This is a genomic window from Anaerococcus tetradius (assembly GCF_947087635.1).
Classification (GTDB): Bacteria; Bacillota; Clostridia; order Tissierellales; family Peptoniphilaceae; genus Anaerococcus; species Anaerococcus tetradius.
In genome coordinates this window covers 1-12,833 of record NZ_CAMUDP010000002.1, presented here as the reverse complement: position 1 = coordinate 12,833, position 12,833 = coordinate 1, and the positions used below count along the sequence as shown (strand labels likewise).

Genomic DNA, 12,833 nt, shown 5'->3' with positions numbered 1-12,833 from the left:
CTACATTCCTTCCAATTCTTTTAAGAAATCATAAAGTTTTTGATCTTCATAAATTTCTACATTTAACTCTTCAGCCTTGGTTTTCTTAGATCCGGCTTTTTCACCAGCTAGTAAAATATCTGTATTTTTTGATACAGAACCTGTAACCTTGCCTCCGTTTTTTTCAATAAGATTTTTTATATCATCACGTTTGTAATTTTCAATAGTTCCTGTTATTACAAAGGTTAAATTATTTAACCCATCACTATTATTATCTTCTTTTGGCTTAGAAATTTCTATACCCTTGGCCAATAAATTTTCTATGGATTTGCTGATATTTGGGTCTGAGAAAAATTCGACGATATTTTCAGCTGTTATTTCACCTATATCATCAATATCTGTTAGCTCATCGACCTTACTAGCCCTTAATTTATCAAAGCTTTTAAATTTATTTGCTAAATCCCTAGAAGTTCTCTCCCCAACATTAGGTATACCAATAGCATATATGAAATGTTGAAGGTCTACTTTCTTGCTATTTTCGATTGCTTCTAATAAATTTTTAGTTTTCTTATCACCAAATCTTTCAAGCTTAATCAACTGATCGTAAGTTAGATCGTAAATATCATCAACTTCGTTTATATCTAATTCATCCATCAATTGGGCAATGGTCTTTTCTGAAAGTCCCTCAATATCCATGGCATTCCTAGATGCAAAATGCTCTATTCGTGCTAAAAGCTGAGGTTTGCAGGAAATTGAATTTGGGCAAACTATGTGTACATTTTCTTGAATTAGTTCACTAGAGCAATATGGACAAAACTTAGGCTTTTCGATTTCCCTTGTCCCTTCTTGATTTTCATCAACTACACCTAGGATTTCGGGTATAACGTCATTTGATCTACGAATAAATACCCTGGAGCCAATCTTGATTTTCTTCCTTAAAATATCATCATAATTATTTAGAGTTGCCCTACTAACGGTAGCTCCGGAGAATTCTACAGGATCTAAGATTGCACTAGGAGTAACTTTACCAGTCCTTCCGACATTCCATACTACTTTTAGCAATGTTGTGGTGTACTCCTCAGCTTCAAATTTAAAAGCTATTGACCATCTAGGAAATTTATTTGTATTAGATAATACTTCTTGGGTTTTCTTGTCGTTTATCTTAATAACTACACCATCTGTCAATATGTCTATCTTTTTTCTTTCTTCTTCTATAAATTTAAGTTCTCTAATTATCTCATCTAGGTTATGAACCTTTTTGTGGTAAGGATGTATATTAAATCCTTGATTTTTTAAGAAGTCCAACATATCTTCTTCAGTTTTTAAATCCAAATTGTTTGTTGGCACAGCATAAAAATATGCGGTTAGGTTTCTTCTTGCAGTTTCTCTTGTATCAAGATTTCTAAGAGCACCCGCTGCTGCATTTCTTGCATTTTTAAGCTGAATTTCATTATCTTTGTTGTATTTGGCTAATTCTGATAGGGGCATCAAGGCTTCACCTTGAATTTCTAGAAGAGATTCTTCCTTTATAGTCAGAGGAATGGATTTAATGGTCTTTACTTGAGCTAATATTTCCTCACCAACAACTCCGTTGCCCCTACTAGCCGCACTTGTGAGTTTTCCATTTTCATAAGTTAGGTTGACAGTTAATCCGTCAAACTTGTATTCCATTATGAATTCTATTTCATCTAGCTTATCTTCATGGTTATCGTTATATTCTTTTCTAAGTCTTTGACATCTATCAATCCAATCTTCTAGCTCAGCATAAGATTGGGCCTTGTTTTGAGAAAGAAGTTTTGTTAGATGGTAATGTTTTTCAAACTTGTCTAATATTTGCCCACCTACAATTTGAGTTGGAGAATTATCTAGAACAATCCCACTTTCATTTTCTAGCTTTTTTAGTTTATCATAGAGTTTATCATATTCACCATCTGAGACCAAGGGCTCATCAAGAGTGTAATAATGATAATTTAATTCATTAATTTTTTCAATTAATTGGCTTATTTCTTCTCTTATATTCATTTTATACCTTCTCTATTGGTGCATAATCCTGATTTAGTTTTTTTAATCCTTTATTATCGAAAGCCACTACTAACTCGTTGCCTTTTTCTTGTTTATTGATTTGAACAATCATTCCTACACCCCATTTGGAGTGTTTAACCTTATCACCAATCTTAAAATCCTTATCACTAGCTTCTGTTTTTGTAAGTTTTTTTCCGAGAACTTGATGGCGGACTTTCTCTCTCATATAATCTTCTGCCATAGTTTTTTCGTATTCTTTGGAAGAAAATCCGTAAGATGCAATTTTTTCTTCAAGCCTTAGTTTATCAATTATTTCGTCAATAAATCTCGATGGCTTATAATATACAAGCTTACCGTAATTTCTCCTAGCTTGGGCACTGGTTAGGAATAATTTTTCTCTAGCCCTTGTGATAGCTACATAAAAGAGTCTTCTTTCTTCTTCAATATTGCCCTCATCTATGCTTCTTTTGCCAGGAAAAAGTCCTTCATCCATACCAACAACAAAGACAACAGGAAACTCCAAGCCCTTAGCAGCGTGCATGCTCATAAGTGACACACATTCCTCGCCACTTTCGGTTTTATCCAAATCTGAAAGCAAGGATAGATTTTCAAGATAATCATATATGTTTGCCTCAGGATTTTCTTCTTCATATTCTGCTGCCGATGAAATAAACTCATTTATATTATCAATTCTAGATCTATCTTCCACCGTATATGAAGATTCTAACATCTTTAGATAAGAACTTTTATCTAAAACATCATCAATCAAATCTACTATTTTGTAATTATCTATATTATCGAAAATTTCTTTTAGCGGGCCATAGAATTTACTAGTTAATTTTTTAAGTCTATCAGTAAGTAAATAGTTAAATTCCTTGTCTATCATCAAATCAAGCATGGATATATTATGTCTATTAGCGATTGTCTCTAATTCCTCAATTGATTTGTTGCCAATCCCTCTTTTTGGTTCATTAATTATCCTTTTTAGGGATAAGTTATCTTTTGGGTTAACTATAATTTTTAGATAAGCAACCAAGTCCTTTATCTCTTTTCTGTCGTAGAATTTAAGACCGCCTATAACCTTATAGTTTATCAAACTTTTCATCAAGACTTCTTCAAATGGTCGAGATTGGGCATTCGTCCTATAAAGGATTGCGAAGTCATGAGGACTAAACCCTTCTGCCATCATGTTTTTAATATTATCTAATACATATTTGGCTTCTTCGCTTTCAACAGAATTAGACTTATAAACAACCTTATCTCCTTGATTATTTTCAGTCCATAAATTTTTCTCTTTTCTTTCAGTGTTATTTTCTATAAGTTGGTTGGCAGTTTCTAGGATATTTCCTGTAGATCTATAGTTCTGTTCAAGTTTTATAAGCTCAGAGTTTTTGAAGTCATTTTCAAAATTTAAAATATTTGAAATATTGGCACCCCTAAAACTATATATGGACTGGTCAATATCGCCAACCACCGTCACATTATTATGAAATCCTGCAAAATACTTAATAAGTTCGTATTGGCTATTATTTGTATCCTGGTATTCATCAACAAAAACATATTCAAACTTTCTTTGATAATATTCTAGACATTCTTTATCTTTATAAAACAAGTACAAAAGTTTATCAATCAAATCATCAAAGTCTAAGGCGTTATAATAGAATTTCTTCTCTTCGTATTTTTTGTAAACTTCATAAAACATATCGCCCTTTGTAAAATATGTATTCAATCTGAGAAATTCTTCAGGGTCCATGGACTTGTTTTTTGCACTAGAGATAACATTTTGGCATTCTTTTACAGAAACATCGTCCTTATACTCTAGTTCATCAATTATTTCCTTTATTAGGGTTCTTTGATCAGATGTATCATATATTGTAAAATTCCTATCATAACCTATCTGATCTATATTCATCCTCAAAATTCTTGCACAGATCGAGTGAAATGTGCCTATCCAAAGATGTGAAACATCCATATTTAATAGCTTGGAAATTCTTTGTTTCATTTCATTTGCTGCCTTATTAGTAAATGTTATGGCAATTATATTTCTTGGATCAATACCTTTTTCTTCAATAAGATAGGCAATACTCGTTGTAAGAACCCTAGTTTTACCTGAACCTGCACCAGCTAAAACGAGTAAGGGGCCTTTGTCATGAAGTACTGCCTTTTTTTGCATATTATTTAATCCATCTAAGTTCATATTTCACATCCTTCCATCTATCCCATTATACCATAAAAATAAAAGAGTAAGTCGACCTTACTCTTTATCTTTGTTTTTTCCTTCTTTTAAATTCTTTTCAATTAGTCTTTCTAATACAATGTCGTAGCCATTTGAGCCATAATTAAGTGATCTATTAACTCTTGAAATTGTTGCAGTTGATGCACCGGTTTCTTCTTCTATTACGCTATAAGTTTTTCTAATTTTTAGAAGTTTCGCAACATGTAGCCTTTGAGCTATAGATTGAATTTCTCTAGCTGTACAGATATCAGTGAAGAAATCATAACATTGTTCAATATCATCTAGCATTAATACTGCTTCAAAAAATTCATCTATTTCCTTATTTCTTAATTTACTTTCTTTCATTTATTTATTTCTCCTATCTCTTAGAATATTAATTAAATCTTTGCACAAATTTTTGTTTTTTGCGAGTAAGGGACCATGAAGGTAGCTTCCAATAGTATTTTTATACCTAAATCCTTCACTCTTATCCTTACCATTATTACCATTACCCTCTATCACATAAGCAAAAGGCTTTTGTTTGGATCCTAAAAATGTTACTCCACCATGATTTTCAAAGCCAGTGTACAAATCATCTTCATTTAAAGCAGATCTAACTTTGATATTTCCTGTAAATCTGTGTTTGTTTTCCTGGTTGATTGTATAATGATCAAATATTCTCAGACCATCAATTTTTTTGTTATAGGCATCATAGTAATATTGGCCAAGTAATTGATATCCTCCACATATAGCTAATAGTATACCACCATTTTCAATGTAGGCTACTATAGAATCTCTTTTTTTTATCAAATCTTTTTGCACTATACTCTGCTCATAGTCCTGACCACCTCCGAAAAATACGAAATCATACTTTTTATAATCGAAATCATCTCCTAGGCTAATAATATCTACATTTGTATCAAAGCCTGCTTTTCTAGCTTCATGGGCAAAGGCCATTATATTTCCTACATCTCCGTAAGTATTTAACAAATTTCCATATAAGTGTGCTATATTTATAATCATAATAAATTCAACACCTCTCTTAATCTAAGCATAGCTGTATAAGTTGATAGAATATATACATTTTTAGACTTGCAATATTTAATTATTTCAATAATATCTTTCTCATAATCAAATTCTTTGATGTCAGAATCAAATATTTCTGCAATTTCAAGTCTTCTCTTCATATCAAAAGATCTAGTACCAGAAACATATATGTCTTTGATATCCATAGCCTTTAATTTTTCGTAATGAGAATCATAAATCCAACTAACATCTAAGCCATCGGCATAGTTATCATTTAAAAGACATATTAAACTAATATCTTTCTTATTTAATAATATAAGTTCGATGATTTGGTTAAGACCAGTAGGATTTTTAACAAGATTTATAATAACATTTTTATCTGCTATTTTTAAATTCTCTTGTCTACCAAAAACATTCTTCTGAGTTTTTAAGCCATCGTGAATTTCGTCATATGAAAGACCCATCTCCTTTGCTAAAGACAAGGCAGCTAAAGCATTATATATATTATATAAACCTCCAACTGAAATCTCATACTCTTCAGCACCTACCATAAACTTAGAAAAGTTACTTTCTAATTTAACAAGCTCATTAATTTCATATTTAATATTTTTAGAGCTAAAATTACAATTAGGACAAGTAAAATCTCCTAGAGAAGAATAATTTACTAATTTGTATTTTAAAATACTATTGCATCTTGGGCAGAGTATGCCATCTGAATTGTTTTCAGCATCGAGGATATAATCGTGTTGGATTTGATTTTTATCCCTAATAGCATAATAAACCTTATCGTATTTATCCATTTGTTCATAGGCAAAAATTGGTAAATCACCATTTGCTATTATCTTAGCTTTAGGCATTTCTTCCATGCCCTGCATGATTTTGTCAAATATATTATATATCTCACCAAATCTATCCATTTGATCTCTGAATATATTCGTAAATACTACATAGTCAGCTTTTAAGAACTTTGCAATTCTTTCCAGATTAGCCTCGTCTACCTCAAGAACTGCTACAGTTTCTATTTTCTTTGGGTTATCAAGAAGAGTTGTGATAATACCTTGAACCATATTTGAGCCAGATTCATTTGTATAGACCCTACTGTAATGTTGCCTTAAAATATTACTTATAAAATGAGTTGTCATGGTTTTGCCATTGGTTCCGGTTACAAAAATAAATTTTGTATTGGAAGATAACTCTTCTAGTATGTTTTTATCTAGTTTATAAGCTATATAACCAGGTAAAGACGTAGCTTTATGTTTAGTAATTCTAAGGCCTAATCTAATAAATTTTGCTATATTTTTTACTACTTTACTTTTTAAACTCATAGGTCTACTATATACCCAAAAATTAAATTACGCCATAGTCAAAATAATATTTCAAATGAATTTTCGTCATTTTTTATAGGGACTTCTATTATGTCCCTTGAGTCAATTCTTACAAATCGTTGATTAGAAATTTCTTCTAGGAAATTATCAATATTTTTTCTGCTTCCCTGAAGGTAAACTTCTACATCTCCATTATATAGATTTTTGACACTGCCGGTTAACTTGTAGGTATTTGCAATCCTTAAAGCATGGTATCTAAAGCCGACACCCTGGACCCTTCCTTTAAATATTATCTTTAATCTTTCCATTAGTACCTCTTTAATATACTATAACATTAAACATGCTAATTTGTAAAGTTTTTCTTTGCTCTTGACATAATTTTTGTAAAAGTTATAATGATAGTACACCCCCTATGGGTGTAGAGGAGGTTATATGAAAAAACGTTTTGATGTTAGTGGGATGACTTGCGCTGCTTGTCAAGCTAATGTTCAAAAGGCAGTGGAGAAACTAGGAGTTGATAGTGTTAATGTAAATCTCATTAGTGAATCAATGACTGTTAATTATGATCCTTCAAAAATTAATAAGGAGGATATTATCAAAGCTGTAGTTGATATTGGTTACGGTGCAAGGCCTAAGAATGATACAAATTCTGAAAATACAAGCTTAAAAGAAGTCGAAGAAATGTCTACAATTAATAGGCTTAAAATTTCTTTTGCCTTTCTCATACCGCTTATGTATATTTCTATGGGCGAAATGATAAATCTACCTATTCCTGGTATCTTTAAAGGACTTACTGGCGCAGTGAACTATGCTTTTGTCCAATTTCTATTAGCGATTCCTGTAATATTTATCAATCGTAAATTCTTTATCAGTGGATTTAAAGGGCTAATAAAGAAAGCTCCAAATATGGATACCCTGGTTGCTTTGGGTTCTAGTGCAGCTTGCATTTTTGGTATATTCGCTATAATGAGGATGTCATATGCTCAAGCTACTTCAGATTTTGATACTCTCATGCACTATAGGCATAATATTTATTTTGAATCCAGTGCGACAATACTAACCCTTATAACTCTAGGTAAGTATTTTGAAGCAAGAAGTAAGGGCGAAACAAAATCATCCCTTAAAAACCTAATGGAGTTAGCTCCAAAAAGAGCAAATATTATCAAGGATGGAGTAGAAAAATCTGTAGATGTTTCCGACTTGGTAAAGGGCGATATTGTTTTGGTTAGACCTGGTGAGGCAATACCTGTTGATGGAATTATTATTGAAGGTTCATCATTGGTTGATCAATCAGCTATTACTGGTGAAAGCATAGCGGTCAATAAAGGAATTGGCGATGAAGTTATATCTGCAAGTATTAATAAACAAGGTTCTTTTAAATTTAAAGCAAGTAGGGTTGGCGAAGATACGACAATCTCTCAAATTATTAGTTTAGTGAATGATGCTAATGAAACAAAGGCCCCTATTGCTAGAATTGCTGATAAAGTCGCAGCAATCTTTGTTCCACTTGTAATAGTGATAGCTATAGCTACATTTGTTATTTGGACTCTAGCTAGTAAAAACATAGAGTTTGCTTTAAATCTTATGATTGCAGTATTGGTTATATCTTGTCCATGTGCTCTAGGTCTTGCGACCCCTATGGCTATAATGGTTGCTACGGGAAAGTCAGCCCAACTTGGTCTATTATTCAAGAATGCAGAAAGTTTAGAGAATCTTCATAAGACAAATACAATATTATTAGATAAAACTGGAACAATCACTGAAGGAAAACCTGTTGTAACTGATGTCGCTACCGATCTAGATGAAAAAGATTTCTTAGAAGTTGCTTATAGTATCGAAATAAATTCTGAGCATCCCCTAAGCTCCGCCATAGTAGCATACGCCAAGGAAAAATCAGTTAGACAGCAAGAGGTTAATAACTTTAAAGCCATAAGCGGATTAGGTATTAGTGGACAAATTTCCGATAGGACATATCTTGCTGGAAATGAAAGGCTTATGACTGAAAATAATATATCCTTAGGTAAATACGAAAAACTGGCTTTAAGATATTCAGAAGAAGGAAAGACTTCTATGTATTTTTCTGATGGTGAAAAAATTATAGGACTAATGGCTGCTCAAGATATTCCTAAAGAAAGTTCGAGAAAAGCTATAAGGGAGTTAAAAAATCTTGGCTATGAATTAATAATGCTAACAGGTGATAATGAAAGAACAGCTGAGGCTATACGCAAAGATTTAGCCATAGACAAGAAATTTGCTCAAGTCTTACCCCAAGATAAGGATAAAGTTGTAAGAAAACTTCAAAAAGAGGGTAAGAAAGTAACGATGGTAGGAGATGGAATCAATGACGCCCCTGCCTTAGCTAGAGCAGATATAGGTGTAGCCATAGCTAGTGGTACAGATATTGCAATAGATTCTTGTGATGTTGTCCTAATAAAAAATTCCCTACTAGATTTGGTCGAATCTATCAAATTATCACAGATGACAATAAAGATAATAAAGGAAAATTTATTCTGGGCATTTTTCTATAATATCATCCTCATCCCTATTGCTGCAGGTCTCTTATATCCATTCATCGGTTTAACCCTAAATCCAATGTTTGCAGCCCTAGCTATGAGTATGTCATCTGTCTTTGTCTGCCTTAACTCTTTAAGACTTAGGTCCTTTAAAGCTAACAATAAAGAAGAAAAAAATAATAATGAAGAAAAAGAAGTAAATGAAAAGGAGATTAAAATGAGCGAATTAAATAAAATGATTGTAAAAGTTGATGGTATGATGTGTGAAAATTGTGCTAAGCATGTTAGTAAAGCCTTAATATCTTTAGCTGGTATAGAAAATGTCGATATTGACTTAGCTAATAAAGAAGCCTTGGTAGATTATTTTGGATCTATTAATGAAAAAGAAATATCAGATGCTATCAACGAAGCTGGATATGAATATAAAGGTATTGAATATAAATAATGCAAGCTGATAAAGCAAAAACTATCAGAAAACTTAAAACTGTTCGAGGTCAAATTGATGGTTTAATTAAAATGATTGAGGATGACAGGTATTGTATAGATGTTTCTAATCAACTCATGGCATCAATCTCAATCCTTAAAAACATTAATAAGGACGTAATGCAAGCCCATCTTGAGCATTGTCTCTATCAGTCATTAAACAGTGACGATAAAGAAGATATCAAAGAAAAAATCAAGGAAATAGAAAAAGTCATAGGAAAACTTAACAAGATATAATAGTTCAACATAAGCTAAGCTACTTTAAAATGATAATAGTAAATTCCAAAATAAAGGATTACTATTTTAAATTAAGCTACTATAAAACTATCTAATCTTGATGGAAAGACAATAAAACTCCCCTCTATCGCACAGATAGAAGGGAGTTTTTTAAAATTCCTTTATATATTTCATAAATCCATTATTTTTTTCTAGTATCTTAAATATTACTACACCAATGATACTTACCATTATGAATTCACTTGCCATAAATTCAAGAATCATAATTATCAAGACAGCATCATTTGCTAAAATAAAATATGTTCCTAAAGCTGGCACGATTACCATTAGCACTGGCCACAATGATGCTATAAATAGGCTTTTTGTTCTTTTTATAAGCTCAAAGGCTATCAAAGATGATAAAGTCCCAAATATCACATCAAAAGCAAGCATTGGTGAAAACATATTAGCTATAGCACAACCTAAAACAAGACCTGGAATAAATCTCTTGTTGTAGAATACTAGTAAGACCATAATTTCGCTAAAACGAAGTTGAATAGGTCCGTAAGAAGCCATAGGCAGTAATAAAGTTAGAACAGCATAAAGTGCTGCTACAAGTGCTGACTTTACTAAAAAATTAGTGTCTAAGTTATTATTCATTTTTTTCTCCTTGATATTTTTTATAATGGGTCCCAAGAAACATTACCTAACTATTATAGCATAAAATACACGTTTTGCAAATTATAGAATTTTATAATACACATGAAATAACATAGAATAACATATAATTTTTGACGGATTTTTGACGGAGATAAATTTAAGTATGTATAATGGAAGCAATTAAAAAGGGGCTGTTGCAGAATGAATAAATCGTACCATTATCGTTAGAAGAACCTCCACGGAAAGTCTCATAACGCCGACGGGCTAACCTCCTCCATCAGTAGGCAGGCACTAATATGCCCACCGGCAAGGAGAGGTAAAATTTCCTAAGAGAACCTTATAACGATGGTACGATGATTATTCATAGTTTTGTAACATCCCCTTTTCTATGAAAATAAACACTTCAGTTTTTAGTTGTTAAGCAGTAATATAGTAATCTTAGCTAAGTATCTATATTTTTAATTTATTTTTAGTTCTTTCCTCAAAGCTTCTTGTAATAGTAATGAAAAGTTTACATTATTCTCTATCCCAGCTTCGTTTAAATAACTTGGGATTGATAATGTCTTCTTTACAGTCTTAGTATTAGACTTCTTTACATAATCTGTTAAATCTAAAGATACATAGTTTTTAAAACTACCTTTATGTGAAAAATATTCTTTGTCATCTTCATCTATCTTTATTTCAATATCGTCTATACTAGATGACTTTGGCATTTCGTTAGGTTTCGTATAGTATTCAAATAGATATGCTCCTAAGGCATCCTGAGCCATTCTTAGAGCATCATTAACGCTATCGCCCCAAGATATACATCCTTCTAAGTCTGGAAATATAACTGTGTAACTTTCACTATCCTTTTCTTTTAAAAATATAGCTGGGTAATTTATAAACATATACTTACTCCTAATATTTGTTCTATGGTAAGGAGGGGCTATTTCAGCCCCGTTTGTTTTAGAATTACATGTTCTGTACCTTTAGGTAAATCCTTACCTCCATGGTCAGGTACAATTATAATCCTACCATTCTTAAAGTTTTTGAATTTCTTATGTGACCCATCACCAGATGGAATATAAGTAAATCCATTTTTCTTTAAGAGTTTAATCATTTGCTTTGACGTCATCGGCATATGATTACCTCCTTACACTATTATTATACGTACAATTACGTATGTAGTCAAGAAGATTAAATGTATTTTAGAAATACCCAGCTAAGGTCTATATAAGATAAACTTTTTATTTTTACATAAAATACCACTTTATATTTTGTGTTTTAAGCGATTTTAATTTTAAAATGGTGTTATAGTACCTTTACAAATAAATTTGTTTTACTGGATTCTTATCCAATGACTAGTATCTCCTGAAAGCCAGTTCGGAAACTCCTTTCCTATTTAATTTAAACTTAACTTTACTCATATGCTTCAACCCATACTTTCTTATTCCAGGATAAGGGAATCGAGTGATCTATACCTTCAAGTTCCTTTCCAAAAACTCTAAACTTTTGACCAAAGAACTTCATTTCTTGGCCTTTAGCCTTGATTGATTTGAAATCAACCTTATCAACCAAGCCCATCTTCTATAAATACTTTTTAAGTTTCTTAAAAGATGAGTGTGACGTAGAAATTCTATGAGCGGTATGGATGATATTTTTACCATCCATTAAAAACCAAAGCTCGGCCATGTAGACTATCTCGGTCTTACCATTCCTACGTGGTACTGCGTAACCAAATTTAGAGTGAGTCCATAAACCATCATCATTAACTGCAAAAATATCTTTAATAGGCTTTTCTTGCCATGGATAAGGACTTAAACCAGTCTTCTTATAGATATCTATAGCTTCTTGGCCAAGACTCTTTTCATAATCAAGTATCACCGACTGGCTGGGAGTCTGACAACCATATCGAACCATCATGACTCCTTCCAATAAAAAATAGCAGTTTTACGACTTACTCAGGTCGATAAAATTAAATAAATAAGGCTGTAATCAAACTGGTTATTAACTCAGGATGTTCCAGGAAATAATCTTTAACCTTATGCATATTACTATTATTTTGTATATAATCAATACCTTTAGAAGATATCCTAATATCAGAAAAATCACCTAAGGCAATCCTATTATTACCCCAAGCCTTCTCAAAGGCCATCCCACTTATATATCCATCTTCCTCCATCATATAAATAACATCATTCAGGTATTCTTCAGATATATCATTAAACTTAATAGCAGCTTTGAAAGAAGCATCAGTAAAAGCAATTTTTCTTTTTAAGACTCCATAAAAATATGTCAAAATCTTAAAAACTAAAACATCATAATCATCCTTTGCCATAACTTCTCCTTTTTTGTACTGATAATTTATCATAACAAGTGCAACACAAAATAAACTCATAGCTAATCAGCTGT

The 12,833-nt window shown here is 31.8% G+C and carries 14 protein-coding genes; 2 read left to right on the top strand and 12 right to left on the bottom strand.

What is annotated here, in order from left to right:
- From ligA to P6936_RS00735, 6 genes are read right to left on the bottom strand one after another with little or no spacing between them, the layout of a single operon-like run.
- Entirely contained in the window at positions 1-2,001 is a 2,001-nt protein-coding gene (gene ligA, locus P6936_RS00760; RefSeq protein WP_276880572.1) for an NAD-dependent DNA ligase LigA, read from the bottom strand.
- A 1-nt stretch (position 2,002) separates the two neighbouring features.
- Positions 2,003-4,198 (bottom strand): ATP-dependent helicase, encoded by a 2,196-nt coding sequence (locus P6936_RS00755; protein WP_276880571.1) that lies wholly within the window; start codon positions 4,196-4,198, stop codon positions 2,003-2,005.
- Between the two features lie 57 nt (positions 4,199-4,255).
- Positions 4,256-4,582 (bottom strand): YerC/YecD family TrpR-related protein, encoded by a 327-nt coding sequence (locus P6936_RS00750; RefSeq protein WP_060929545.1) that lies wholly within the window; start codon positions 4,580-4,582, stop codon positions 4,256-4,258.
- Positions 4,583-5,239, bottom strand: a complete 657-nt coding sequence (locus P6936_RS00745) for a type 1 glutamine amidotransferase (RefSeq protein WP_004835937.1) — start codon at positions 5,237-5,239, stop codon at positions 4,583-4,585.
- Positions 5,236-6,567 carry a Mur ligase family protein gene (locus P6936_RS00740; protein ID WP_004835936.1) on the bottom strand — a complete coding sequence of 444 codons (1,332 nt, stop codon included), beginning with the start codon at positions 6,565-6,567 and terminating at the stop codon, positions 5,236-5,238. Before P6936_RS00740 ends, P6936_RS00745 begins: the two co-directional genes overlap by 4 nt.
- 38 nt (positions 6,568-6,605) lie before the next feature.
- The gene (locus tag P6936_RS00735) at positions 6,606-6,875 is read right to left on the bottom strand and encodes an acylphosphatase (protein WP_004835935.1); all 270 of its coding nucleotides are present in this window, start codon (positions 6,873-6,875) and stop codon (positions 6,606-6,608) included.
- Between the two features lie 124 nt (positions 6,876-6,999).
- Here P6936_RS00735 and P6936_RS00730 point away from each other — a divergent pair, with 124 nt between their 5' ends.
- Entirely contained in the window at positions 7,000-9,525 is a 2,526-nt protein-coding gene (locus P6936_RS00730) for a heavy metal translocating P-type ATPase (protein ID WP_004835934.1), read from the top strand.
- Entirely contained in the window at positions 9,525-9,800 is a 276-nt protein-coding gene (locus P6936_RS00725; protein ID WP_004835933.1) for a metal-sensing transcriptional repressor, read from the top strand. Before P6936_RS00730 ends, P6936_RS00725 begins: the two co-directional genes overlap by 1 nt.
- Positions 9,801-9,950: 150 nt before the next feature.
- Here P6936_RS00725 and P6936_RS00720 read toward each other — a convergent pair whose 3' ends face one another.
- The 6 genes from P6936_RS00720 to P6936_RS00695 all read right to left on the bottom strand — a co-directional run bounded on the left by P6936_RS00720 (position 9,951) and on the right by P6936_RS00695 (position 12,759).
- Positions 9,951-10,439, bottom strand: coding sequence for a QueT transporter family protein (locus tag P6936_RS00720; protein WP_040349197.1), 489 nt, complete (start codon positions 10,437-10,439; stop codon positions 9,951-9,953).
- A gap of 458 nt (positions 10,440-10,897) precedes the next feature.
- Entirely contained in the window at positions 10,898-11,329 is a 432-nt protein-coding gene (locus tag P6936_RS00715) for a type II toxin-antitoxin system HicB family antitoxin (protein ID WP_004835931.1), read from the bottom strand.
- Between the two features lie 38 nt (positions 11,330-11,367).
- Entirely contained in the window at positions 11,368-11,562 is a 195-nt protein-coding gene (locus P6936_RS00710; protein WP_276880570.1) for a type II toxin-antitoxin system HicA family toxin, read from the bottom strand.
- Between the two features lie 278 nt (positions 11,563-11,840).
- Positions 11,841-11,999: a hypothetical protein gene (locus P6936_RS00705; RefSeq protein ID WP_276880569.1), complete on the bottom strand. Its 159-nt coding sequence runs from the start codon at positions 11,997-11,999 to the stop codon at positions 11,841-11,843.
- Between the two features lie 9 nt (positions 12,000-12,008).
- Positions 12,009-12,344, bottom strand: coding sequence for a hypothetical protein (locus P6936_RS00700; protein WP_276880568.1), 336 nt, complete (start codon positions 12,342-12,344; stop codon positions 12,009-12,011).
- A 52-nt stretch (positions 12,345-12,396) separates the two neighbouring features.
- Positions 12,397-12,759 carry a YjcQ family protein gene (locus tag P6936_RS00695; RefSeq protein ID WP_276880567.1) on the bottom strand — a complete coding sequence of 121 codons (363 nt, stop codon included), beginning with the start codon at positions 12,757-12,759 and terminating at the stop codon, positions 12,397-12,399.
- Positions 12,760-12,833 lie beyond the last annotated feature (74 nt).

What these genes read in the sequence shown, in the direction of transcription:
- ligA (WP_276880572.1), bottom strand. Translation starts at nt 2,001, where the DNA reads ATGAATATAAGAGAAGAAATAAGCCAATTAATTGAAAAAATTAATGAA.
- P6936_RS00755 (WP_276880571.1), bottom strand. Translation starts at nt 4,198, where the DNA reads ATGAACTTAGATGGATTAAATAATATGCAAAAAAAGGCAGTACTTCAT.
- P6936_RS00750 (WP_060929545.1), bottom strand. Translation starts at nt 4,582, where the DNA reads ATGAAAGAAAGTAAATTAAGAAATAAGGAAATAGATGAATTTTTTGAA.
- P6936_RS00745 (WP_004835937.1), bottom strand. Translation starts at nt 5,239, where the DNA reads ATGATTATAAATATAGCACACTTATATGGAAATTTGTTAAATACTTAC.
- P6936_RS00740 (WP_004835936.1), bottom strand. Translation starts at nt 6,567, where the DNA reads ATGAGTTTAAAAAGTAAAGTAGTAAAAAATATAGCAAAATTTATTAGA.
- P6936_RS00735 (WP_004835935.1), bottom strand. Translation starts at nt 6,875, where the DNA reads ATGGAAAGATTAAAGATAATATTTAAAGGAAGGGTCCAGGGTGTCGGC.
- P6936_RS00730 (WP_004835934.1), top strand. Translation starts at nt 7,000, where the DNA reads ATGAAAAAACGTTTTGATGTTAGTGGGATGACTTGCGCTGCTTGTCAA.
- P6936_RS00725 (WP_004835933.1), top strand. Translation starts at nt 9,525, where the DNA reads ATGCAAGCTGATAAAGCAAAAACTATCAGAAAACTTAAAACTGTTCGA.
- P6936_RS00720 (WP_040349197.1), bottom strand. Translation starts at nt 10,439, where the DNA reads ATGAATAATAACTTAGACACTAATTTTTTAGTAAAGTCAGCACTTGTA.
- P6936_RS00715 (WP_004835931.1), bottom strand. Translation starts at nt 11,329, where the DNA reads ATGTTTATAAATTACCCAGCTATATTTTTAAAAGAAAAGGATAGTGAA.
- P6936_RS00710 (WP_276880570.1), bottom strand. Translation starts at nt 11,562, where the DNA reads ATGCCGATGACGTCAAAGCAAATGATTAAACTCTTAAAGAAAAATGGA.
- P6936_RS00700 (WP_276880568.1), bottom strand. Translation starts at nt 12,344, where the DNA reads ATGATGGTTCGATATGGTTGTCAGACTCCCAGCCAGTCGGTGATACTT.
- P6936_RS00695 (WP_276880567.1), bottom strand. Translation starts at nt 12,759, where the DNA reads ATGGCAAAGGATGATTATGATGTTTTAGTTTTTAAGATTTTGACATAT.